The following is a 22,481-nucleotide window of genomic DNA, read 5'->3' on the forward strand; positions in this document are numbered from 1 at the left end:
CCCCAGCAACGGTTCCCGCACCCCACACCCTCGAGCCAACGCACCGAACCGACACCACCCACGCGATAACGGCGGTCAACCAGAACCCGGTCAACCGCCGTTTAACACCAGTCACCTAGGCCGGTGATCCATCTGGGACTGCCACCGGTCAGCCGCCGGAGTCGTCCATCTCGGCGCCCTCGGGGACGGTGTCGTCGTCCCGGCTGGCCAGCCAACCGTCCGGCAGGGCGACCTTGCCCGGCGAGTTGGTACGCCCGCGCGGCTGACCCAGCGCGGTCAGCGGGAAGGGCTCTGCCGGGTCGAGCTTGCCGAGCAGGTCGTCGAGCTGGGCCAGGCTCTCGATCATCGCCAGCGAGCGACGCAGTTCGCCGCCGACCGGGAAACCCTTCAGGTACCAGGCGACGTGCTTGCGGAAGTCGGTGCAGCCGTCCCGCTCACCCCGGGCCGGGTTGCGAGCGCCCGCCACGAACTGGTCGACCAGCAGCTCGGCGTGCCGGCGCATGGTCACCGCCACCTCGCCGAGGGTGGGGAGCCGCCGCTCCGGTCGGCCGTTGAAGGCGGCCTCCAGGTCGGCGAAGAGCCACGGCCGGCCGAGGCAGCCGCGACCCACGACCACTCCGTCGACGCCGGTGTGGGCGACCATCCGCAGCGCGTCGTCAGCCTCCCAGATGTCGCCGTTGCCGAGCACCGGCACGTCCAGGGCCTGCTTGAGGGTGGCGATCGCGTCCCAGTCGGCGGTGCCCGAGTAGCGCTGCGAGGCCGTACGCCCGTGCAGGGCCACCGCGGCGACGCCGGCCTCCTGCGCGGCGAGCCCCGCCTCGACGTACGTCAGGTGGTCGTCGTCGATGCCCTTGCGCATCTTGACCGTGACCGGCACGCCGGAGGGTGCGGCGGCATCCACCGCGGCCTTGACCAGTCGGGCGAAGAGCCGACGCCGCCAGGGCAGCGCCGCGCCACCGCCCCGCCGGGTGACCTTGGGTACGGGGCAGCCGAAGTTGAGGTCGATGTGGTCGGCCAGGTTCCGCTCGACGACGATCCGCACGGCGGCGGCGGTGATCTCCGGGTCGGTGCCGTAGAGCTGGAGGCTGCGCGGCTGCTCGTCGTCGCCGAAGGCGATCATGCGCAGCGTCTTCGGGTTCCGCTCGACAAGCGCCCGGGTCGTGATCATCTCGCAGACGTAGATGCCGCCGCCCTGCTCACGGCAGAGCCGGCGGAAGCCGATGTTGGTGATCCCGGCCATCGGGGCGAGCACCACCGGCGGTGACACCTGGTACGGCCCGAGGGTCAACGGGCGCAGCGCGGGCACGGTCGAGGCGGTCACCGCACAAGTGTACGGGGCCCCGACCGGACGGTCGGGGCCCCGTGACCAGCGTCAGCAGCCGGGGAGGCGCTCGATGAGGTACCGCTCGACCTGGTCGAGGGAGACGCGCTCCTGCCCCATGGTGTCCCGGTTCCGGACCGTCACGGCGTTGTCGTCCAGGGTGTCGAAGTCGACGGTCACGCAGAACGGGGTGCCGATCTCGTCCTGCCGGCGGTAGCGGCGGCCGATGGCCTGCGAGTCGTCGAACTCCACCACCCAACGCTTGCGCAGCAGCGCGGCGAGGTCCTTCGCCTTGGGGGACAGCGCCTCGTTACGCGACAGCGGCAGCACCGCCACCTTGACCGGGGCCAGGCGCGGGTCGAACCGCATGACCGTGCGCTTGTCCACGCCGCCCTTGGTGTTCGGGGCCTCGTCCTCGTCGTACGCCTCGAGCAGGAAGGCGAGCACCGCCCGGGTCAGACCGGCGGCCGGCTCGATGACGTACGGCATCCAGCGCTCGCCCTTGGTCTGGTCGAAGTACGACAGGTCGACGCCGGAGTGCTTGCTGTGCGTGGAGAGGTCGAAGTCGGTGCGGTTGGCGACACCCTCCAGCTCGGCGAACTCGGTCCCGCCGAACTGGAACCGGTACTCGATGTCGACGGTGCGCTTCGAGTAGTGCGACAGCTTCTCGGCGGGGTGCTCGTACAGGCGCAGATTGTCCGCCGACAGGCCGAGGTCGAGGTACCAGTTCCAGCGCTCCTGGAGCCAGTACTCGTGCCACTGCTCGTCGGTGCCCGGCTCGACGAAGAACTCCATCTCCATCTGCTCGAACTCGCGGGTCCGGAAGATGAAGTTGCCCGGGGTGATCTCGTTGCGGAACGACTTGCCGGTCTGCGCGATGCCGAACGGCGGCTTCTTGCGGGCCACCGTCTCGACGTTCTTGTAGTTGACGAAGATGCCCTGTGCGGTCTCGGGGCGCAGGTAGTGCATCCCCTCGTCGCTCTCCACCGGGCCCAGGTACGTCTTCATGAGGCCGTTGAACATCTTCGGCTCGGTGAAGGTGCCCTTGTTGCCGCAGTTGGGGCAGTTGACCTCGGCGAGCGAGGCGGGCGGGTGGCCGTGCTTGGCCTCGTACGCCTCCTCGATGTGGTCCGCCCGGAACCGCTTGTGGCAGAACTGGCACTCGGTGAGCGGGTCGACGAACTCGGCGATGTGGCCGGACGCCTCCCACACCTTGCGGGCCAGGATCACGGCGGAGTCGAGGCCGACGACGTCGTCGCGCTGCTGGACCATGGTCTTCCACCACTGCCGGCGGACGTTCTCCTTCAGCTCCACGCCGAGCGGACCGTAGTCCCACGCCGACCGGGTGCCTCCGTAGATCTCGCTGGAGGGGAAGACGAAGCCTCGGCGCTTGGCGAGGCTGACGACGGCGTCGATACGGTCGGCTGGCATGTTTCCTCCTACGCCGGCTGGCGGTCGGCGGGGGCGAGATGTGGATGGAACGGTCGGTTCGGAACAACGGTACGACCACCGTCGTCCCGAGCCCAGCAGAATACCGGGGGCGGGTCAGCTCACCCCGCAGACCTCCATGCCACCGGTCTGACCGTCCTGACCCAGGCTGACCTGCTGACGCTCCCGGTCGCCGCCGTCCAGGGTCACGTCCACCGGCACGGTGAGGTTGGTGGTGTCCACCTCACCCACCCGGAACGCGGTGACCTGCGGCTCGGCGGCCGCCCGCCGCTCGAACTCGGGGCGGGACTCGCGCCGCTGCGCGTCGTCGCAGAGCTGCTCGTACGCCCGGCCGTAGTTGCGCTCGACGAGCGCCTGGTAGTAGTCGCCGGTCACCGTGCGGCCCTGCTCGCGTACCGCCTGCACGCCGCTCACGGCCAGGCCCACGATGGCCGTGCCACCTCCGCCGCAGCAGAGCAGCACGGCGAGGGCGCCGACGCCGACGCCGATCCAGAGCCGGGTACGACGCCCCTCGGTGGGAGGCGCGGCGAAGGGCGGAGCCACACCGGGACCGGGCGGCGGGGCAGGTGCGGTCATAGGAGCAGGGTAGTGCCCGAGTCTCAGCGGTAAGGACCTGCGGCCCGATCACTCTCGGCGACCACCACGGCTCCGCCCGGCGCGGCGCTGGCCAGCGCCTCGTACGCGGACGGCTCGTCCACCGACTCGGCGAGCAACGGCACCGCGCTCACCTTGACCTCGAAGGCGCCCAGCGCCCGCCGGTAGGTGCCCACCGACTCCCACTCGGTGACCAGTGCCCAGTACCGGGGGTCGTCCAGGGCCCGGACCAGTTGGCCGCGCAGGTAGCCGGGGCAGGCGGCCAGCGCGGTGAGGGCGGCGTGCGCCCGTTCGGTGAAGCCGTCGGCGACATCGACGTCGACCACGAACCGGTTGGTCACCAGCACCGGGGGTTCCTCCTCGTAGAGTCTGTGGGATGCAGCGTACGCAGCGCCCTCTGCTGGCCCGGTTGGCCGGGGCGAACCCGACGTCGGTGTTCCTGCTCACCCTCGTGGTGGTGCTGGTGGCGTTCTTCACGCCGGGGGTGGTCGGCGGCCTGCTGACGCTGGCCCTCGCCGCGGCCCTGATCGCCCTGTTGGTGACCACGTGGTCGATTCAGGCGCCGCAGACGAGGGTGCTCCGACTGCTGATGCTGACTCTGCTGGTGACGGTGGGCCTGGCGAAGCTGCTCTGACATGCAAGCATGCGTTTTTGACAATCATTGTCGTTACCACGGACAGTTGGCGGCATGAGCAACCGCACCACGTTCCGTGTCCTGGCCGCCGCCGCGACCGCCCTGATCGCCCTGGGCGCCGCCGCCGGCTGCTCCACCGGCGGCCCGGCCGGCGCCGATCCCCAACGGGTCGACGTGGTGGCCGCGTTCTACCCACTCCAGTTCGTCGCCGAGCGCGTCGGCGGCGACGCCGTCCGCGTCACCAACCTGGCCAAGCCCGGCGCCGAGCCGCACGACCTGGAGCTGAGCCCACGCCAGGTCGGTGATATCACCGAGGCCGAGCTGATCGTCTACCTCAAGGGCTTCCAGCCCGCGGTGGACGAGGCGATCGCGCAGGACGACGACGCACCCGTGTTCGACGTGGCCAGCGTGCAGCCACTGATGGACGCGAGCTCCGGCGGCCACAACCACGAGGGCGACGAGGAGGGCGAGGAGGGGCACGGGCACGCCAAGGACCCGCACGTCTGGCTCGACCCGATCCGGCTCGCCGCCATCGGCGACAAGCTCGCCCAACAGCTCGGCACGGTCGATGAGAAGCACGCCGCCGACTACACCGCCCGCGCCGCGACCCTGCGCGCCGACCTGACCACCCTCGACGGCGAGTTCACCAAGGGCCTGGCGACCTGCCAGCGACGCGAGATCGTGACCAGCCACACCGCGTTCGGCTACCTCGCCGACCGCTACCACCTCGACCAGGTCGGCATCACCGGGCTCAGCCCCGACGTCGAGCCCTCGCCACAGCGGCTCGCCCAGGTCATCGACGAGGCGAAGGAGCACCACGCCACCACGATCTTCTTCGAGGCGCTGGTCAGCCCGAAGGTCGCCGAGACCATCGCCGGTCAGGTCGGCGCGAAGACCGCGGTGCTCGATCCGATCGAAGGACTCGCCGCTGGCAGCGACGCCGACTACTTTTCGGTGATGCGTACCAACCTGCGGACCCTGCGGACGGCGTTGAGCTGCTCATGAGCACCCCGGTCATCACCGTCGAGCACGGCGCGGTCGGCTACGACGGCCGCACCGTCCTCCGGGACGTCTCGTTCACCGTGACCGCCGGGGAGGTGGTCGCCGTGCTCGGCGCCAACGGCTCCGGCAAGTCCACGCTGATCCGCACGATCCTCGGCCTGGTGCCGCTCAGCTCCGGCTCGATCACCCTCTTCGACCGGCCGTTGCGCCAGTTCCGCCAGTGGCAGCGCATCGGGTACGTCCCGCAGCGCCTCGGCGCCGGGTCGGGCGTGCCCGCCACCGTCCGTGAGGTGGTGGCCTCCGGCCGGCTGGCCCGCCGGGGCATCCTGCGCCCGCCCGGCGCCGCCGACCGGGCCGCCGTCGACGCGGCGCTGCGGGCGGTCGGGCTCGCCGACCGGGCCACCGATCCGGTGTCCACCCTCTCCGGCGGTCAGCAGCAGCGCACCCTGATCGCCCGCGCGCTGGCCGGTAAGCCGGAGCTGCTGATCCTCGACGAGCCCACCGCCGGGGTGGACGCGGCCAGCCAGGAGGCGTTCGCCGGCGCGTTGCGCGACTTCGTCGCCGACGGCGGGACGGTGCTGCTGGTGGCCCACGAATTGGGCCCGCTGCGACCGGTGATCAGCCGGGCGGTCGTCGTCCACCAGGGCGGCATCTGTCACGACGGCCCGGTCCCGGACCCGGCCGGCCACCACGCCGAGCCCGACCACGACCACGTGCACCCGCACGGTCCCGACGAGCCCGCCGGGCTGTGGAGCAACTGACGATGGAACTCTTCCAGTACCCCTACATGCAGCGTGCCCTGATCGGCGCGCTGGTGATCGGCCTGGCCGCTCCGGCGCTCGGCATCTACCTGGTGCAGCGCCGACTGACGCTGATCGGCGACGGCATCGGACACGTGGCGTTGACGGGCGTCGGCGCCGGCCTGCTCCTGAACCGCTCACCGGTGCTGGTGGCGGTGATCGTCGCCACCGTCGGCGCGATCGCCATCGAGCTGGTCCGCGCCCGCGGGCGTACCTCCGGCGATCTGGCCCTGGCCCTGCTCTTCTACGGCGGCATCGCCGGTGGCGTCCTGCTGGTCGGTCTCTCGGACGCGACGAGCGCCAACCTCAACGCCTACCTGTTCGGATCGCTGCTCTCCACCTCGACCAACGACCTGATCACCGTCGGTGTGCTCGGTGCGGCGATCCTGATCACCATGATCGCCCTGCGGCCGGCGCTCTTCGCGATCAGCCACGACGAGGAGTACGCCCGGGTCTCCGGCCTCCCGGTGCGCACGCTCAACCTGCTGATCGCGGTCACCACCGCGGTCACGGTGACCATCGCGATGCGGGCCGTCGGCGTGTTGCTGATCAGCGCGCTGATGGTGGTTCCGGTGGCCGCCGCCCAGCAGGTCACCCGGGGCTTCCGCAGCACGATGACCGCCGCCATGGCGCTCGGGTTCCTCGCCGCCGGCTCGGGTGTCTGGGTGGCCGCCAGCGCCGACACCCCGCCCGGGGCCTCGGTGGTGCTGCTGGCGATCGCCTCCTTCCTGGTGATGGCCGTCGCCGGGACGATCTGGCGTAGGCGGCACCGCCGCGCCGCGCCGGCGCTCGTACCAGCCCTGGAGCCACACGAGGTCGTCCTCGACTAGCTGTGCCGGATCGGCGGATGTCGGTGGTATTGGTTACCGTTGCAAGATGACCAGCGCAACGGGCTACGAGGGTTTCGACGGAGCCAGCGAACTGCTCCGAGCCTTGTCCGCGCCCATCCGGCTGGCCATCGTCAGCGAGCTCGCCGACGGCGAGCGGTGCGTGCACGAGCTGGTGGAGAAGCTGGGCGCCGCGCAACCGCTGGTCTCCCAGCACCTGCGGGTCCTGCGCGGCGCGGGCGTGGTGCGCGGCTCGCGTCGAGGTCGGGAGATCGCCTACAGCCTGGTCGACGAACACGTCGCGCACATCGTGGCGGACGCGGTCAGCCACGCGGGGGAGGGATCATGAGCGAGAGCGGCGCCGCCGTACGCAACACCCGGCAGCGCTCGGCGGTGAGCGCGCTGCTGGGTGAGATGGACGGCTTCCACAGCGCCCAGGAACTGCACGCGATGCTCCGGCAGCGCGGCGAGCGGGTCGGCCTGACCACCGTCTACCGAACCCTCCAGGGGCTGGCCGACGCAGGCGAGATCGACGTGATGCGCCCGCCGGGTGGCGAGCACCTCTACCGCCGGTGCAGCGAGGGCCACCACCACCACCTGGTCTGCCGGGTCTGCGGGCGGACGGTCGAGGTCGCCGGCCCGGCGGTGGAGAGCTGGGCGGACCGGGTCGCCGCCGAGCACGGGTACGCCGACGTCAGCCACACCCTGGAAATCTTCGGCACCTGCCCGACCTGCGTCCGATGACGGGCCTTCGGTTCACGCCGGTCAATCCGGCGGGCAGGGAGACGGCGCTGCGCGACTGGCAGCACATCCACAACTCGATCATCCCGACGGCACCCCTGTCGGCCGACGAGATCGCCGCTCGCGCCCAGCGCCACATCCTTGAGGTCGCGTACGCCGACGGCGTGGCCGTGGGCTGCTCGACCGTACGTCCCCCGGCACCCGACGCCGCGACCGTGATCGCCCGGGTACTGCCCGAGAGCCGCCGGCACGGCTACGGGGAGCAGATCTACCAGCGCGGGCTGGCCCGGGCCCGTGAGCTGGGCGCGCAGACCATCGAGACCGTCGTCCTGGCGTCCAACGACGAAGGCCTGCGGTTCGCCCGCCACCACGGCTTCGTCGAGACCGACCGGTACGTCCTACCGGGCGACACCATCGCGTTCGTGGACCTGCGGCTCGCCTGATCGACGGCTGGTTCCCGCCCTGCGGTCCGGCCACCGAATCGACGGGTGCCGGGCCGTCGTCGTTCGTGGCACGCTGTCCGACGTGAAGATCTACGCCGATCGGTTTCCGACCGCCGTCCGTCAGTTGCTCACCGACCTGCTCGTCGTCATCTGGGTGTACGTCGCGATCCGCGCCGCCCTCTGGCTGCACGACCTGGTGCAGAAGCTCGCCGTACCCGGGCAGAAGCTGGAGGGCGCGGGCAGTGGCCTCGCCGACAACCTCGCCGACGCCGGCGGCAAGGTACGCCGGGTACCGCTGGTCGGCGACGAGCTGACCGCCCCCTTCCAGCGCGCCGCCGACGCCGCCCGAGGGCTCGCCGACGCCGGCCGGGAGCAGCAGCACCTCGTCGACCAACTCGCCCTCGCCCTCGCCCTCGCGGTGCTGATCTTCCCGCTCGGTCTGGTGCTCTTCGGTTGGCTGCCGCTGCGGCTGCGCTGGATGCGTCGCGCCGGCTCGGCCGCGAAGCTCGCCGCCGTACCCGCCGGACGGGACCTGCTCGCGCTCCGCGCCCTGGCCACCCAACCGCTGGGCCGCCTCACCCGGATCGCGCCCGACGTCGCCGAGGCGTGGCGACGCGGCGACGACGACACCGTAGACGCCCTGGCCGCCCTCGAACTACGCCACCTAGGCCTCCGCAACAAAACCCGCTAACCCCCTCCCCCACCCAGGCCCTACCCCACCAGCGCCCTCCCCCACTTAAGCCCACGCCCTCGCCCACGGGCGCACCCTCGCCACGCGCCCACGCCGGCCCGCGCCTCGCCCACCCGCGCCCAAGCCCCGCCCACGGGCGCACCCTCACGCCCACCCTCGCCCGCGCACCCCACCCCCACCCTCGCCCCGCCCCGCCCGCGCCGCCCCGCCCCGCCCCGCTCGTCGATCATGGAGTTCTGGTGGGTGACAAAGCACCCGTAGATTCCCATAACGGCCACCACAACTCCATGATCGACGGGGTTGGGCGGTGAGCACCCCCGCGATCTTGCATTTTCTGTGGTGACTTAGGGGGCATACCGTGCTGAATTGACGACCGAAAGTGCAAGATCGACGCGGACACGGGCTTGGGGGCGGACACGGGGTGTGGCGGCGGCTCGGGGGTGCGGGTGGAGGCCGTTAAGGTCTTCGGGTGTTCTACTTCCTGATCGTCATCGCCGTCCTGCTGCTCGGCTACGCCGCCGTCCTGGTCTCCTTCGTCCGCCGGGGCAAGAAGATCCCGCCCGCCGCGTACCTCGCGCTGGCCGCGCTCAACGGTCTGATCCTGGCCGGGGTGTTGGCCTGGGCGGTCGCCCGCTGACGTGCCCCGCCCCGCCCCGCCCCAAGATCGTGCTCGAACCAGGAAGTAGTGGCCTCGGGGGCGGAGGGATGCCACTGGATCCAGTATCGAGCACGATCTTGCGCCGCGACCGTCCCCGCCAATACCGCGATCGTCCCCGCCAATACCGCGACCGTCCCCGCCGACGCCGCGATCGTCCCGCTGGTGGGGTGGGGGACCTGGCGCGAGGGTTACGGTTTCGGGGGGATGCGGCGGCGGACGTCCTCGACGGTGGACGGGCCGGGCTCCCAGCGGGCCACCCAGGGCAGTTCGGCGGACGGGGTGACGACGCCCTCCTCCACGCTCGCGTAGCGGCCCGCGAGGATCCGTCTGGCGGCGGCGGTGTCGACCGAGTCGGTGTTGTCCCAGAGGGAAGCGAACAGGGCGTCCACCCGAACGCGGGCCTGCCGGCAGAACAGGTCGGCCAGCTCGACGTTCTCCGGGTGGGAGTCACGTTCGGCGTACGCCCGGACGCAGACGGCGGACATGGCGAACAGTTCCGCGCCGATGTCCACGATGCGCCCGAGGAACGCCTGCTTGCGCTCCATCTTTCCCTGCCAGCGGGACATCGCGTAGAACGTCGAACGGGCCAGCTTGCGCGAGGAGCGTTCCACCTGGCGCAGGTGGCTGGCGAGGGGGCCGAACTTGGCGTACGCCGATGGGCTCTGGCCCTTGCCGACCGTGAGGGTCGGCAGCCACCGCGCGTAGAACGCTCCTGCCCGGGCGCCGGCGCGGGCCTTGCGGCCGAGCCCCGCCTCCGGGTCGATGATGTCGCCGGCCACCGACAGGTGGGCGTCGACGGCCTCCCGGGCGATGAGCAGGTGCATGATCTCGGTGGAGCCCTCGAAGATCCGGTTGATGCGCAGGTCGCGGAGCACCTGCTCGACGTTGGCCGGGCGTTCCCCGCGGGCGGCCAGCGAGTCGGCTGTCTCGTAGCCGCGCCCGCCCCGGATCTGGACCAGCTCGTCGGCGATCTTCCAGGCCATCTCGCTGGCGTAGAGCTTGACCAGCGCCGCCTCGATCCGGATGTCGTTGCGGTCGTCATCGGCGAGCAGGCAGCACAGGTCGAGCATGGTCTCCATGCCGTACGTGGTCGCGGCGATGAAGGAGAGCTTCTGGGCGACGGCCTCGTGCTCGCCCACCGGCCGTCCCCACTGGACGCGGTCGGCGGCCCATCCCCGGGCCACGTGCAGCGCCCACTTGCCGGCGCCCACGCACATGGCCGGTAGCGAGAGCCGGCCGGTGTTCAGCGTGGTCAGGGCGATCTTGAGGCCCTTGCCCTCGCCGCCGATGACGTTCTCGGCGGGTACGAACACGTCGTGGAAGCGGGTCAGGCTGTTTTCCAGGCCGCGCAGGCCGACGAACTCGTTACGCCGTTCCAGGGTGATGCCGGCGCTGTCGCCGTCCACCACGAACGCGGTGATGCCGCCGCGTCGACCGTCGGTGGCGGGGACCCGGGCCATCACCACCAGCAGGGTGGCCACGGTGCCGTTGGTGGCCCAGAGTTTCACGCCGTTGAGCCGGTAGCCGGTGCCATCGTCGGTCGGTTCGGCGGTGGTGGCGAGGCGCGCCGGGTCGGAGCCGACGTCCGGTTCGGTGAGCAGGAACGCGGAGACCTCACCCGCGGCGAGTCGGGGCAGGAAGCGCTGCTTCTGTTCGGCGGTGCCGAACATCTTCAGCGGTTGCGGCACGCCGATCGACTGGTGGGCCGAGAGCAGCGCCCCGATCGCCGGGCTGGCCGAGCCGGCCAGCATCAGGGCCCGGCAGTAGTGCAGGTTGCTCAGCCCGAGGCCGCCGTACTTCCGGTCGATCTTCATCCCGAACGCGCCGAGGTCGGCGAGGCCGTGGAAGACGGAGTCGGGGATGGAGGCGTCCCGCTCGATGGCCGCGCCGTCCACCTCGGAGGTGACGAAGGAGCGCAGCTGACCGAGGAACTCCTCGGCGCGGGCCACGTCGTCCGGGTCGGAGCGCGGCCACGGGTCGATGAGGTCGAGCCGGAACCGGCCGAGGAACAGTTCCTTGCCGAAGCTGGGACGGTCCCAGGTGGACTCGCGGGCGGCCTCGGCGACCCTGCGGGCCTCCTTCTCGGAGACCTGTCCGGCCTCGGCGGGCAGTGGCGCGGCGCTACCGGCGGCGGGTGCGGGTGCGGCAGACCCGGCGGCGGGTGCGGGTGCGGCAGACCCGGCGGCGGGTGGTGCGGCAGACCCGGCGGCGGCTTCGGAGTCGGGGCCGTCCGGTGCCTCTCGGCCGTCCTGTGTCGTGGTCACGGCTGCCCCCTCGAAGCTCGGTGCGGCTGCTCGACGTGTGCGACTAACGCCACGCTACCCCCGGTTGTTACCCAGGGGTAGCGTGGCGTGAACATCGACGGAGGTCAGCCGACGCTGAGCGTCTCCGGGTCGTCGTCCTCGTCGTCGATGTCGTCGTCACCCCAGTTGCGCCGGGCGAACGGCAGGAGCACCCAGAAGACGAGGAACCAGAGCCCGGCCAGCGCGCTCAGCACGAAGGCGATCGGCCGGTCCAGCACGAAGTCGGTGATCAGCAGCACCGCGCTGACCATGGCGATCAGCATGAAGCCGAGACCGCCGGTCGCCATGCGGTGCGCGAACCGCACCAGCTCCGGCTTGCGCCCCTGGCGGAACAGCGCCCGGTGGAACGCCACCGGCGAGATGATCATCGCGGTGGCCGCGGCAGCGGCGAGCAGGGCGACGATGTAGACGTCGCGCTGGAACTCGCTGGTCCGCGTGAACCCGTTGCTGAACGGCAGGGTGAGCAGGAAGGCGAAGAGGATCTGCACGCCGGTCTGGGCGACTCGCAACTCCTGGAGCAGGTCGGCGAAGTTGCGCTGCCAACGCTGCTTCTCGGTCTCCTTGGACACGCGCTACCTCCGGTGAGACGGTACTGCCGGCGGTCCCGGCCGCCGGCTGCAACGCCAATGCCCCACCCGACCGAGCGCGAAACAGGTTCACGACAGGTCTCGGCCACCTGCCGGCCATCCGCCGGACACCGCGAGGTCGATCGGCCCGGGTCAGGACCCGCGGCGGATGCGGCCCACGTACCGGGCCTCCAGCGCGTTGTTGTGCGCGTCCCCGTCCGGGATGTTCGCCGACAGGTAGACCGGGGGCCGCTCACCCGCCGCGAGCAGCCGAGCCACCACCTCCACGGTGATCTGCTGGGCCAGCAGCGCGGCCGTGATCGAGGAGACCGCGCCGACCGCACCCCCGTCGGGCAGCGGCAGCGTCGCGTCGCCGTACGGAGCGCCGCTGTCGAGCACCACGTCGGCGAGGTCGGCCAGCTTGCGCCCGGACGGGTGGCGGGAGGTCATCCGGCCGGAGTGCTCTGCGGAGGTGATCGCGACCAGCTTGTGACCCCGTTCCTTGAGCAGCGTGGCGAACTCGACCATCGCGCCGTTGACCCCGGAGTTCGAGGCGAGCACGAAGATGTCGGCGGGCCGTACGGGAGCCAACGCCCAGAGCCGGTGCGCCACCGCCGGGTCCCGTTCCAGCAGCGGCCCGAGCACGTCGGCCGGCTCACCGCCGAGCAGCACCAGGTCCCGCAGGGCGATCCGGTTGGTGGGTACCAGCCCGCCGGCCCGGCCGGCGATCTCCATGGCGAGGGCCTCCGAGTGCCCGGTGCCGAAGGCGTGCACCACCCCGTCGGCGCGTACCGCGTCGGCGATCAGGTCGGCGGCCCGACCCACGGCGTCCCGCTGGCTGGCGGCCACCCGGGACATCGTCTCCGTCACCACCCTCAGGTAGTCCTCGGCGCTCACCGTCATACGTCCTCCGTCCCTCTGTTGCGGGCGAACCACCGCACCGCGAAGTCGACCGCCGCCCGCTGGCGGATCAACCTCGCCGTCCCGGCGCCCACCGGGCCGACGCGGACCACCGTCGTGGCGTCGAGGTCCCGGCCCAGCGCGCCGAAGTCGCTCTCGTCGAGCTGGACGTCCTGCCACCACACCCATTCCCGGCCGCCGTCACCGGTCCGCACCGCCGCGCCCAGTCGCTCGCGGACGAGGGCGGGACGGCGGTACTCGGCCAGGTGCAGCGAGGTGTTGGCGCTGTGGTCGACTCCGAGCAGCAGCACGTCGGCGTCCAGGTCGTAGAGCCGGGCCAGCGGTGAGGCCTCGCCCAGCATGTCGGCCAGCGCGTGCCCGGCGACGACCTGCCCGGCCGTCGGGCCGAGCGCCGCGAACGACACGTGGGGGTGCGTGCTGCGCATTGCTCCCGGCCAGCAGCGGACCGTCTCGGCGAGGACGCCCATGTAGCGGCTCGGCGTGACCGCCGGGTCGAAGCCGGGCATCTCGGCGCGGATCAGCGGCCACCAGTCCACCGGCACCGGCGGGTTCCGCCACTGCGCGGGGTCGCTGTTGTCGGGGGTGTGGGTGGGTACCACGATCGTGCCGTCCGGGCCGAGCGCGTCACGCAGGGCGAGCGCCAGCGCCTGCGGTCCGCCGCAGACATAGCCCAGCGGGCGCATGCCGGCGTGCACCAGCACCGTCGATCCGGGGCGTACGCCCAGCAGGCGGAGCTGCGCGGCGAGGGACCGGCGGGTGCCCGGCCCACCGGTGGGAACGGTCACAGCTCAGGCCGTCCCGGCGACCCGGGCCAGGACCGCCTCGGCCAGCGCGGCGGGCGCGGCGTCCGGGATCCAGTGGGTCACCCCGGCCAGGGGTACGAAGAGATAGTCGCCGGTGACATTGGCGGCGCACGCCTCGGCGGCGGTCCGGCCGATCGCGACGTCCCGGTCGCTCCACACGTAGGTGGTCGGTACGGCGACCGGGGCCACGGCGGCCAGGTCGGCGCGGGACATGGCCCGGTACCAGTTCAGGGCGGCGGTGAGCGCCCCCGGCTCGCGCATCGGGTCGGCGTAGCGGTTCACCCGGGCGGCGTCGCCCACCCCGCCCAGCAGCTTGCGCAGCGCCGTCGCGTGCCACGCGAGCAGCACCTTCTCGGCCTTGCCCGGCTTGCGGAACAGCGCGATGTACGACGACCGGGCCTTCTGCTGGCCGTCGGTGGCGAGCGCGTGTGCCATGGCCGCCGGATGCGGCACCGACACCGCCGTCAACGTACGGACCCGCTGCGGGTGCGCGGCGGCCACCGCCCACGCCACGATCGCGCCCCAGTCGTGGCCGACGAGGTGCACGGCGTCCAGACCGAGCGCGTCGAGCACCGCGACCGCGTCGGCGACCAACCCGGGAATCCGGTACCCCGCCACCTCGGCGGGGCGCGCGCCCGGCGAGTAGCCCCGCTGGTCGAGGGCGTACGTGCGCAGGCCGGCGGCGTGCAGCGGCGGCACGACCTCGTCCCACTCGCCGCTGTGCTGCGGAAACCCGTGCAGCAGCAGGACGGGGACGCCGTCGGACGGGCCGTCGGTGCGTACCTCGAATGTCAGACCCCGCGCGTCGACCTGCATGATCGTCAGCCTACCCAGCCGTCGTCGCGCCGACCCGGATGCGCGGACCTCGGAAAGGCCCTGCTGGGCTGTTACCCCTGGTCGGTGCTAGCGTCAGCGAGACAACTTCACATCCGACAGGGGAGCGCACAGCGCTGAGAGTGCGGGTACGCCCGCAGACCCTCGAACCTGATCTGGGTAATGCCAGCGCAGGGAGTTCGGTCGACCTCCAGCCGCGCCGTGGGTCCGGTGCCCCCGGACGCGCGGCGTGCGTCTTCTCCTGGTTCGTTCCACTGAACTGGGAGCACAGCATGGACAACATCACCAACCGTTGGCGCACGATCGACATCGTGGTCGCCTCGGTGATCGCGGTCGCCTTCGGCGTCATCTTCTGGGCCTGGGGCCTGATCTGGAGCGCCACCGAGGGCGCGTTCGCCTTCTTCCCGCCCGCGCAGACGCTGATCTACGGCGTGTGGCTGATGCCGGCCGTGGTCGGCGGGCTGGTCATCCGCAAACCCGGCGCCGCGCTCTACTGCGAGACGGTGGCCGCGGTCGTCTCCGCGCTGCTGGGCAGCCAGTGGGCGGGCACGGTCATCCCGCAGGGCATCGTGCAGGGCATCGGTGCCGAGCTGGCGTTCGCCGCCTTCCGCTACCGGTCGTACGGGCTGCCGACCGCCGTGCTGGCCGGCGCGCTGACCGGCCTCAGCGCGGCCCTGTTCGACTTCTTCGTTTGGAACACCGAGACCGAGCTGGTCAACTACCGCATCCCGTACGCGCTGCTCACCATCGTCAGCGCCACGATCATCGCGGGCGTCGGCGGCTGGGCGCTCACCCGCGCCCTGGCCAACACCGGCGTCCTGGACCGTCTCCCATCAGGCCGAACCCGCGCCCTGATCTAACCCTGTCCCGTCCAACGCTGCCTCGTCCAACCCCTGCCTCGTCCGACCCCTGCCTCGTTGATCAAGAGGTTCGCGTCACCGCGAGGCGGAATTCTGACGCGAACCTCTTGATCAACAACGTGCGGGGGCCCGGAAGGAGGGGTTGTGGGGGTTCTGCTGCGGGGTTTCGGGTGGCGGCACGCCGGGCGTCGGGCCTGGGCACTGCGCGGGGTGGACCTCCGGGTGGAGGACGGCGAGCGGGTGCTGCTGCTCGGGCCCTCCGGAGCCGGCAAGAGCACCCTGCTCGCCGCGCTCGCCGGGCTGCTGCCGGAGGACTCCGGTCAGCAGGAGGGCACCGTCGAGATCGACGGGCTCGACCCGCGCAAGGGCCGGGAACGGGTCGGCATCGTCTTTCAGGACCCGCAGACCCAGTTGGTCATGGCACGCAGCGGCGACGACGTCGCGTTCGGGTTGGAGAACCGGGGCGTACCCACGGACGAGATCTGGCCGCGCGTCGACGAGGCGCTGCGGCGCGTCGGCTTTCCGTACCCCCGGGACCGCAGCACGGCCGCCCTCTCCGGCGGCGAGCAGCAACGCCTCGCCCTGGCCGGCGCGCTGGCCCTGCGACCCGGCCTGCTGCTGCTCGACGAGCCCACCGCCAACCTCGACCCGGACGGGGCAGCCCTGGTCCGGGGCGCCGTGGCGGGCGCGCTGGACGCCGACACCACCCTGCTCCTCGTCGAACACCGGGTGACCGAGGCGTTGCCCCTGGTAAACCGGGTGGTCGTCCTGGAGCCCGGCGGCGGCATCCGCGCGGACGGGCCACCCGACGCGGTCTTCGCCGCGCACGGCGACGCCCTCGCCGCCGAGGGCGTCTGGGTGCCCGGTCGCCCCATCGCGCCGCGCCGGGCCACCGCCGCCAGCGGCGACGTGCTGCTCACCGCCGACCGGCTCGGCCTGCCGTCGCGGCTGGGCCCCACCGATCTGACGGTACGCGCCGGAGAGGCCCTCGCCGTACGAGGACCGAACGGTGCCGGCAAGTCCACCCTGGCGCTGCTGCTCGGCGGGCTGCTCAAACCGGGCACCGGCCGGGTCACCGCCTCGGCCGAGCTGGCCGGCGCCCACCATCGCACTCCCCCGCACCGCTGGCGCGCGCCCACGCTGGCGCGGCGGATCGGGTCGGTCTTCCAGGACCCGGAGCACCAGTTCGTCACCGGCACCGTCTTCGACGAGTTGGCGCTCGGCCCACGTCGGACGGGTCAACCCGAGGCAGCGGTCAAGGCGACGGTGGCCGGGCTACTCGAGCGGCTACGACTGACTCGGCTCGCGGCGGCCAACCCGTACACCCTCTCCGGTGGGGAGGCGCGACGCCTCAGCGTGGCGACGGCCCTGGCCACCGCGCCACACCTGCTGATCTGCGACGAACCCACCTTCGGCCAGGACCGGCGGACCTGGGGCGAGCTGGTCGACCTCTTCGCCGACCTGCGCGACGCCGGGCACGGCGTCGTCAGCGTCACCCACGACGCGGACTTCGTCGCCGCGCTCGCCGACCGCACCGTCACCCTGGAGCGGTCGGCGAGCCGCAGCGCTGAACAGGAGCCACGCCGATGATCAGCATCGAGCCGGTCGCCCGGCCCGGAGCGCCGCTGGCCCGCCGCAATCCGGTGGCGAAGCTCGCCGCCGCGCTGGTCTTCTCGTTCACCCTGCTGGCCACGCTCGACCCGGTGGCGCCCGCCATCGCCATCGCCGTCGAGCTGGCCGTGCTGCCGCTGTTCGGCCTGCGCTACCGGGTACTGGCCCGGCGGGCGCTACCGCTGCTGCTCAGCGCCGTCGGCATCCTGGTCACCCTGGTGCTCTTCGCCGCCGACCAGTCCGGTCGCGTCCTGCTGGACGCCGGGCCGGTGCTGGTGAGCACCGGCGTGCTGCTCACCGCGCTCGGCCTGGTGCTGCGGATCTTCGCGGTGGCCCTGCCCGGGGTGATCGTCTTCGCCACCACCGATCCGACCGACCTGGCGGACGCGTTGATCCAGAACGCGAAGGCGCCGGCACGGTTCGCCATCGGGGCGCTGGCCGCGTTCCGGCTCGTGCCGCTGCTCGGGCAGGAGTGGCAGATGATCAGCATGGCCCGCCGTGCCCGCGGCGTCGACGCGGGGCGCAACCCCGTGGCCAAGCTACGACTCTTCGCGTCCACGGCGTTCGCGCTGCTGGTCGGGGCGATCCGCCGAGGTACCCGGCTGGCCGTCGCGATGGACGCGCGCGGATTCGACGCCGGCACACCCCGTACTGTGGCCCGCCGGCAGCGCTTCCGGCTCGCCGACACGCTGCTGGTCGTCGGCGCGGCGGCGCTGGCCGGCGCCGCCCTGACGACGAGCATCCTGGCCGGAACCTTCCGCCCCCTACTCGGCTGACCCCGGCCCACGCCGGCCGGTCGCGTGCCGGGCCGGTCGCGTGCCGGGCCGGTCGCGTGCCAGGCCGGCGGCAAGATCCGCGCAAGTTCAGGGATGTAGTGGCCTCCCGCACTGACGAGGCCACTACATCCCTGAAGTTGCTGTCACCGAATCGTGCGCCCGCGGGGGCGCACGGCTCGGTCAGCTACGCCGGAAGGCGTATCGGCGGGTCTGCCCGGCCGGCTGGCTACGGCCGCCGGCCGAGCGGTTGCCCCCGCCTGTGGGCGGCCCGGCCGTCGGTGCCGAGGGTCGGCTGGCCGGCGTGCGCAGATCCTCCACCGCTGGCGCGTCGACAGCCGCCGGCACGTCGACAGGCAGCGCCGCGTCGGCCGGGACAGCACCGGGCCGGAGCGGCTCGCCGGTAGCCGCCGGATCGACCAATGCCGCCAGCGGCAGCGGCTCGACGGTCGCCGCCGGGTCGACCAGCGCCGCCAGTGGCAGGGGCTCGACCAGGGCCGCCGGCAGTGCCGGTTCGACCGCGACATCGGGGCGGGTCGGCAGGATCGGGCCGCGGCCAGCCGCCGGGCCGTGGTCAGCCAACAGGCCGCGACCAGCCGCCGGGCCATCCCCGGCCGCCGGGCCGTGGTCAGCCAACGGGCCGCGAGCCGCCGGGCCGTGGTCGGCCGCCGGGGTCGTTCCGGGCGGGGTCGTCTTCGGGGTACGGGACTTTCTCGGGTTACGCCTGGCGGGCATCCGGGCCTCCTTCGGTGCCGACCGTCCCGGCCGTTCCCGCGCTGCGGCGGTCGGTCGGATCGGCTGGTGACCGTCGCGGCGCGACGGTTGGGTGGGAAGGTACTGCTCACCGGGGATCAGGCAGGCTCGACGCCGCTGAACGGCGGGGATCAAGACGCGCGACGCCCGGGAGCGCACGGACCGCGACGCGGGGCGGCGGACCGGCTCGGAAGTGGGGCGTCAGTTACGCATGCCGGAACCCTAACCACCGGCTGGGGAGACGCGCATCCGAATTTACTGGCACGATCGGCAGATGCTGATCGCGTTCTCGATCACCCCGCTGGGCGGCGGCGACTCCGTGGGCGACCTCGTGGCAGAGGCGGTACGGGTGGTCCGCGAGTCCGGGCTGCCGAACCGGACCGACGCCATGTTCACCACCGTCGAGGGCGAGTGGGACGAGGTGATGGCGGTGGTCAAGCGCGCCGTCGACGTGGTGGCCGCGCAGGCCCCCCGGGTGAGCGTCGTCCTCAAGGCCGACGTCCGGCCCGGAGTCACCGATGCGCTCACCGCGAAGGTGGCGCGGGTGGAGGAACGACTGGCCCAGGGGTGAGCGTGTACCTCGGTCGGCCGGTGGACGCGGTGGACGGACTGGCCGCGACCAGGCGGTGACCCGCCGTGGGACGACCTGCCCGTGAGGCCGGATGCCGCGATACCGTCGCAGGGACAGTTCGACGGCGAGAGGTGGCGGCACGAATGGCTCAGCAGGCGACAGCGCAGATCGGCGTGACCGGGCTGGCGGTGATGGGCCGGAACCTGGCCCGCAACCTGGCCCGCAACGGCTTCACCGTGGCGGTGCACAACCGGTCCCCGGAACGCACCCGCAGCCTCGTCGCGGAGCACGGCGACGAGGGCACCTTCGTGCCCGGTGAGTCGATGGCCGACTTCGTGGCGTCGCTGGAACGACCCCGCGCGGTGATCGTGATGGTCAAGGCCGGTGCGCCCACCGACGCGGTCATCGACGAGTTGGTGCCGCTGCTGGACGAGGGCGACATCATCGTCGACTGTGGCAACGCCCACTTCGCCGACACCCGCCGGCGCGAGGAGTCGCTGCGCGCGCAGGGGCTGCACTTCAGCGGCACCGGCGTCTCCGGCGGCGAGGAGGGCGCGCTGCTCGGCCCGAGCATCATGCCGGGTGGCTCGACCGAGTCGTACGCGAAGCTCGGGCCGATGTTCGAGAAGATCGCCGCCCAGGTGGACGGTGTGCCGTGCTGCATGCACGTCGGGCCGGACGGCGCCGGGCACTTCGTCAAGATGGTGCACAACGGCATCGAGTACGCCGACATGCAGCTCATCGCCGAGGCGTACGACCTGCTGCGGGCCGGGCTGGACGTGACCCCGGCGGAGATCGCCGAGATCTTCCGCGAGTGGAACAGCGGCGAGCTGGAGTCGTTCCTCATCGAGATCACCGCCGACGTGTTGGCGCACACCGACGCGGCGACCGGCCGGGCGTTCGTCGACATCGTGCAGGACCGGGCCGAGCAGAAGGGCACCGGCCGGTGGACCGTGCAGAGCGCCCTGGACCTGGGCATTCCGATCACCGGGATCGCCGAGGCCACGTTCGCGCGCTCGCTGTCCGGGCACGTCGACCAGCGCGAGGCGGCCCGCCGGGCCTTCCCGGACGCCGGTGAGAAGTGGCAGGTGGCCGACCGGGACGCGTTCGTCGAGGACGTCCGCCGGGCGCTGCTCGCTTCCAAGATCGTCGCGTACGCCCAGGGTTTCGACCACATCCGGGCCGGCAGCAGCGAGTTCAACTGGGACATCGACCTGGGCGGTACGGCGACCATCTGGCGGGGTGGCTGCATCATCCGGGCCCGGTTCCTGAACCGGATCCGCGAGGCGTACGACGAGCAGCCCGACCTGCCGACGCTGCTGGTGGCGCCGTACTTCGCCGAGGCGGTCAGCGCGGGCGTGCCGAGCTGGCGGCGGGTGGTGGCCGACGCGGCGCAGGCGGGTGTGCCGACGCCGGCGTTCTCGTCGTCGCTGGCGTACTTCGACGCGCTGCGCGCCGAGCGGCTGCCCGCCGCGCTGATCCAGGGCCTGCGGGACAACTTCGGCGCGCACACCTACCAGCGTGTGGACCGCGAGGGCTCGTTCCACACCACCTGGGCTGGCGACAAGACGGAGTCCCCGGCCTGACGACGCGGACATGATCGCGCGCCATCCATGATGTAGTGGCCTCCCGACGGCGGGAGGCCACTACATCCACGTTCGGGCGTGATCATGCGAGGCATCGCGAGCGCTCAGGCGACGGTGGCGTGCATCTCCCACACGAGGATCTCCGCCGGCTCGTCGGCGGTGACCCGTCGACCGCCGGTCATGGTGAGCCTCGCCGCGTCCCCGGTGCCGAGTGGGCCGCTGTCCTCCAGGGTGACCGTGCCGTCGGGCACGTACACGTGCACAAAGGGCGCGTCCGGGATGGTGACCTCGTCGCCGGGGCGGAGGCGGGCGGCGTGCAGGGTCACGTACCGGTTGCGGATCCGGATGGCGGACGCGCCGTCGTAGCGGTCCATTCCGGAGGCGATCGGCACCAGGCCGCCGCGCAGCAACTCGTCCTCGATCTCCAGCTGCTCGTAGCCGGGGTCCACCCCCTGCTCGTCGGGGAGCACCCACATCTGCACGAAGTGCACGGGGTCGCTGTGCGGCTGTTGGTTGTCGAGGAGCCGCCAGGCGTCGTTCTTCTCCGAGTGCAGGATGCCGGTGCCGGCGCTCATCCGCTGGGCCAGGCCCGGGTAGATCACCCCGGAGTGGCCGGTGGAGTCCTGGTGTACGAGTGAACCTCGCAGCACCCAGGTGACGATCTCCATGTCCTGGTGCGGGTGGGTCTCGAAGCCGGCGCCCGGCCGGACCACGTCGTCGTTGTTGACCAGCAGCAGCCCGTGGTGGGTGTTGGCCGGGTCGTAGTGCCGGGAGAACGAGAAGGAGTGCTTCGAGTCCAGCCAGGAGATCCGGGTGGCGAAGCGGTCCTCGGCGCGGCGTAAGTCGACCGCCGGCGCGGGCGCGGTCACCAGGCACGCTGCCCGGCGTCGGGGATCGACGGCGCCCAGGTCAGGGCCGGCTCTCCGGTGGCCAGCTCGGCGATCTCACCGGTGCGCAGCGCGGGCGTGTGACCGAACTCGGCGCAGTGCTGCTCGGCGATCTCGGCGCAGATCTCGGCGACCTGCTCGCAGATCGGATCGCCCAGGTCGGCCGCGTTCAACGCCATGATCATCTTGTACCGGAGATCCCGCACACCCACCCCGCCCGATAGTTCCCGCCCCCCTTTTCCGAACCCTACCGACCCCCACCCCTCCAAGCCCCAAAACCCACAACCCACCAAACTCCGACCCGCCCCAACCCGCCCCGCCCCGACTCGACCCGCCTCGACCCGCCCCAACCTCACCGCCCCACCCCCGCCCCGCCCCGACCTCGCCCCCGCCCCACCCCCGCCTTGTCGATCATGGAGTTGTGGTGGTGAACGAAAGTCGTGAATGCGGCTAAACCGGCCACCAAAACTCCATGATCGACGGGGTGAGGCGAGCGACGGGTGAGGCGAGCGACAGGGTCAGACGCACGACAGGGTCAGACGAGCGACAGGGTGAGACGCACGCGCCGCCCCGCACGTTGTGCGGGGCGGCGTCGGGTGGGTGGTGGGGTTGCGTTACCAGAACCGGCGACGCTTGGCTTTCTGCGGGCGGATCAGGTCCGCGCCCCTCGTCAGCAGCCGGGTCGCCCCGGAGGGACCACGGCGGGCCTCCAGGGTGTGGCTGAGTCGACGCGCGCCGGCCGCGGCCAGTGGCGCCGCGACGGCCATCACCGCCCACTGGGCAATGCGCTTCTGGATCATGTGGGTTCACCTCCGTCAGTGGCTCCTGACGTTCCTGATACCCAGAGTGACGT

Annotated in this window: 27 protein-coding genes and 1 riboswitch; of the genes, 14 read left to right on the forward strand and 13 right to left on the reverse strand. The window is 72.1% G+C overall.

From position 1 onward, the window contains the following. Nucleotides 1–148 precede the first annotated feature (148 nt). From dusB to ACLQ25_RS15255, 4 genes are all read right to left on the reverse strand, one after another. Nucleotides 149–1,321 carry a tRNA dihydrouridine synthase DusB gene (gene dusB / locus ACLQ25_RS15240; RefSeq protein WP_425731524.1) on the reverse strand — a complete coding sequence of 391 codons (1,173 nt, stop codon included), beginning with the start codon at nt 1,319–1,321 and terminating at the stop codon, nt 149–151. 51 nt (nt 1,322–1,372) lie between these two features. Further along, the gene (locus tag ACLQ25_RS15245; RefSeq protein WP_425731525.1) at nt 1,373–2,752 is read right to left on the reverse strand and encodes a glycine--tRNA ligase; all 1,380 of its coding nucleotides are present in this window, start codon (nt 2,750–2,752) and stop codon (nt 1,373–1,375) included. A gap of 114 nt (nt 2,753–2,866) precedes the next feature. After that, nucleotides 2,867–3,346: a hypothetical protein gene (locus ACLQ25_RS15250; protein ID WP_425731526.1), complete on the reverse strand. Its 480-nt coding sequence runs from the start codon at nt 3,344–3,346 to the stop codon at nt 2,867–2,869. 23 nt (nt 3,347–3,369) lie between these two features. Next, a complete protein-coding gene (locus ACLQ25_RS15255; RefSeq protein ID WP_425731527.1) occupies nt 3,370–3,711 on the reverse strand; it encodes an antibiotic biosynthesis monooxygenase family protein in 342 nt (113 codons plus the stop codon). 29 nt (nt 3,712–3,740) lie between these two features. On the opposite strand from ACLQ25_RS15255, the gene ACLQ25_RS15260 reads away from it, so the two are divergent. The 9 genes from ACLQ25_RS15260 (at nt 3,741) to ACLQ25_RS15300 (ending at nt 9,139) form a co-directional block, all read left to right on the forward strand. Further along, nucleotides 3,741–3,998 (forward strand): hypothetical protein, encoded by a 258-nt coding sequence (locus tag ACLQ25_RS15260; RefSeq protein ID WP_425731528.1) that lies wholly within the window; start codon nt 3,741–3,743, stop codon nt 3,996–3,998. Between the two features lie 54 nt (nt 3,999–4,052). Beyond that, a complete protein-coding gene (locus ACLQ25_RS15265) occupies nt 4,053–5,003 on the forward strand; it encodes a metal ABC transporter substrate-binding protein (RefSeq protein WP_425731529.1) in 951 nt (316 codons plus the stop codon). After that, nucleotides 5,000–5,761 (forward strand): metal ABC transporter ATP-binding protein, encoded by a 762-nt coding sequence (locus ACLQ25_RS15270; protein WP_396804155.1) that lies wholly within the window; start codon nt 5,000–5,002, stop codon nt 5,759–5,761. Before ACLQ25_RS15265 ends, ACLQ25_RS15270 begins: the two co-directional genes overlap by 4 nt. Before the next feature lie 2 nt (nt 5,762–5,763). Further along, complete coding sequence (locus tag ACLQ25_RS15275) at nt 5,764–6,630, forward strand: metal ABC transporter permease (protein ID WP_425731530.1); 867 nt, start codon at nt 5,764–5,766, stop codon at nt 6,628–6,630. Nucleotides 6,631–6,676: 46 nt separating this feature from the next. Then, nucleotides 6,677–6,976: an ArsR/SmtB family transcription factor gene (locus ACLQ25_RS15280; RefSeq protein WP_282257156.1), complete on the forward strand. Its 300-nt coding sequence runs from the start codon at nt 6,677–6,679 to the stop codon at nt 6,974–6,976. Continuing rightward, nucleotides 6,973–7,371, forward strand: a complete 399-nt coding sequence (locus ACLQ25_RS15285; RefSeq protein ID WP_425731531.1) for a Fur family transcriptional regulator — start codon at nt 6,973–6,975, stop codon at nt 7,369–7,371. Before ACLQ25_RS15280 ends, ACLQ25_RS15285 begins: the two co-directional genes overlap by 4 nt. Next, the gene (locus ACLQ25_RS15290; protein ID WP_425731532.1) at nt 7,368–7,811 is read left to right on the forward strand and encodes a GNAT family N-acetyltransferase; all 444 of its coding nucleotides are present in this window, start codon (nt 7,368–7,370) and stop codon (nt 7,809–7,811) included. The genes ACLQ25_RS15285 and ACLQ25_RS15290 overlap by 4 nt, the downstream gene beginning before the upstream one ends. A gap of 82 nt (nt 7,812–7,893) precedes the next feature. Beyond that, a complete protein-coding gene (locus tag ACLQ25_RS15295; RefSeq protein ID WP_425731533.1) occupies nt 7,894–8,502 on the forward strand; it encodes a hypothetical protein in 609 nt (202 codons plus the stop codon). A 469-nt stretch (nt 8,503–8,971) separates the two neighbouring features. Then, on the forward strand, nt 8,972–9,139 hold the full coding sequence (locus ACLQ25_RS15300; protein ID WP_396804151.1) for a hypothetical protein: 168 nt from the start codon (nt 8,972–8,974) through the stop codon (nt 9,137–9,139). Nucleotides 9,140–9,348: 209 nt separating this feature from the next. Here ACLQ25_RS15300 and ACLQ25_RS15305 read toward each other — a convergent pair whose 3' ends face one another. From ACLQ25_RS15305 to ACLQ25_RS15325, 5 genes are all read right to left on the reverse strand, one after another. Beyond that, complete coding sequence (locus tag ACLQ25_RS15305; RefSeq protein ID WP_425731534.1) at nt 9,349–11,424, reverse strand: acyl-CoA dehydrogenase family protein; 2,076 nt, start codon at nt 11,422–11,424, stop codon at nt 9,349–9,351. Nucleotides 11,425–11,528: 104 nt separating this feature from the next. Then, entirely contained in the window at nt 11,529–12,032 is a 504-nt protein-coding gene (locus tag ACLQ25_RS15310; RefSeq protein WP_425731535.1) for a DUF6328 family protein, read from the reverse strand. A gap of 150 nt (nt 12,033–12,182) precedes the next feature. Further along, the gene (locus ACLQ25_RS15315) at nt 12,183–12,932 is read right to left on the reverse strand and encodes a sugar isomerase domain-containing protein (protein ID WP_425731536.1); all 750 of its coding nucleotides are present in this window, start codon (nt 12,930–12,932) and stop codon (nt 12,183–12,185) included. Then, entirely contained in the window at nt 12,929–13,735 is an 807-nt protein-coding gene (locus ACLQ25_RS15320) for an aminoglycoside N(3)-acetyltransferase (protein WP_425731537.1), read from the reverse strand. The genes ACLQ25_RS15315 and ACLQ25_RS15320 overlap by 4 nt, the downstream gene beginning before the upstream one ends. 3 nt (nt 13,736–13,738) lie before the next feature. After that, nucleotides 13,739–14,569: an alpha/beta fold hydrolase gene (locus tag ACLQ25_RS15325; RefSeq protein ID WP_425731538.1), complete on the reverse strand. Its 831-nt coding sequence runs from the start codon at nt 14,567–14,569 to the stop codon at nt 13,739–13,741. Nucleotides 14,570–14,677: 108 nt separating this feature from the next. Next, a riboswitch (TPP riboswitch) is annotated at nt 14,678–14,782 on the forward strand. A 77-nt stretch (nt 14,783–14,859) separates the two neighbouring features. Here ACLQ25_RS15325 and ACLQ25_RS15330 point away from each other — a divergent pair. The 3 genes from ACLQ25_RS15330 to ACLQ25_RS15340 all read left to right on the forward strand — a co-directional run bounded on the left by ACLQ25_RS15330 (nt 14,860) and on the right by ACLQ25_RS15340 (nt 17,834). After that, nucleotides 14,860–15,447 carry an ECF transporter S component gene (locus tag ACLQ25_RS15330; protein ID WP_425731539.1) on the forward strand — a complete coding sequence of 196 codons (588 nt, stop codon included), beginning with the start codon at nt 14,860–14,862 and terminating at the stop codon, nt 15,445–15,447. 144 nt (nt 15,448–15,591) lie between these two features. Next, nucleotides 15,592–17,037 (forward strand): ABC transporter ATP-binding protein, encoded by a 1,446-nt coding sequence (locus ACLQ25_RS15335; protein ID WP_425731540.1) that lies wholly within the window; start codon nt 15,592–15,594, stop codon nt 17,035–17,037. After that, a complete protein-coding gene (locus ACLQ25_RS15340; protein WP_425731541.1) occupies nt 17,034–17,834 on the forward strand; it encodes an energy-coupling factor transporter transmembrane component T family protein in 801 nt (266 codons plus the stop codon). The genes ACLQ25_RS15335 and ACLQ25_RS15340 overlap by 4 nt, the downstream gene beginning before the upstream one ends. Before the next feature lie 180 nt (nt 17,835–18,014). On the opposite strand, the gene ACLQ25_RS15345 is transcribed toward ACLQ25_RS15340, so the two are convergent. Beyond that, the gene (locus tag ACLQ25_RS15345; protein ID WP_425731542.1) at nt 18,015–18,566 is read right to left on the reverse strand and encodes a hypothetical protein; all 552 of its coding nucleotides are present in this window, start codon (nt 18,564–18,566) and stop codon (nt 18,015–18,017) included. A 292-nt stretch (nt 18,567–18,858) separates the two neighbouring features. Here ACLQ25_RS15345 and ACLQ25_RS15350 point away from each other — a divergent pair, with 292 nt between their 5' ends. Both ACLQ25_RS15350 and gndA read left to right on the forward strand, forming a co-directional pair. Then, entirely contained in the window at nt 18,859–19,155 is a 297-nt protein-coding gene (locus tag ACLQ25_RS15350) for an MTH1187 family thiamine-binding protein (RefSeq protein ID WP_357133265.1), read from the forward strand. A gap of 143 nt (nt 19,156–19,298) precedes the next feature. Then, nucleotides 19,299–20,741, forward strand: coding sequence for an NADP-dependent phosphogluconate dehydrogenase (gene gndA, locus ACLQ25_RS15355; protein WP_425731543.1), 1,443 nt, complete (start codon nt 19,299–19,301; stop codon nt 20,739–20,741). 104 nt (nt 20,742–20,845) lie between these two features. Here the strand turns inward: gndA and ACLQ25_RS15360 are convergent, their stop codons facing one another. The 3 genes from ACLQ25_RS15360 to ACLQ25_RS15370 form a co-directional block, all read right to left on the reverse strand. After that, nucleotides 20,846–21,610, reverse strand: coding sequence for a pirin family protein (locus ACLQ25_RS15360; RefSeq protein WP_425731544.1), 765 nt, complete (start codon nt 21,608–21,610; stop codon nt 20,846–20,848). Then, nucleotides 21,607–21,807, reverse strand: a complete 201-nt coding sequence (locus tag ACLQ25_RS15365; protein WP_357133259.1) for a thioredoxin reductase — start codon at nt 21,805–21,807, stop codon at nt 21,607–21,609. Before ACLQ25_RS15365 ends, ACLQ25_RS15360 begins: the two co-directional genes overlap by 4 nt. 435 nt (nt 21,808–22,242) lie before the next feature. Further along, entirely contained in the window at nt 22,243–22,428 is a 186-nt protein-coding gene (locus ACLQ25_RS15370; protein WP_357133257.1) for a hypothetical protein, read from the reverse strand. Nucleotides 22,429–22,481: the final 53 nt, after the last annotated feature.

Source organism: Micromonospora sp. DT44 (assembly GCF_049841635.1).
In the GTDB taxonomy this organism is placed as follows: domain Bacteria; phylum Actinomycetota; class Actinomycetes; order Mycobacteriales; family Micromonosporaceae; genus Micromonospora.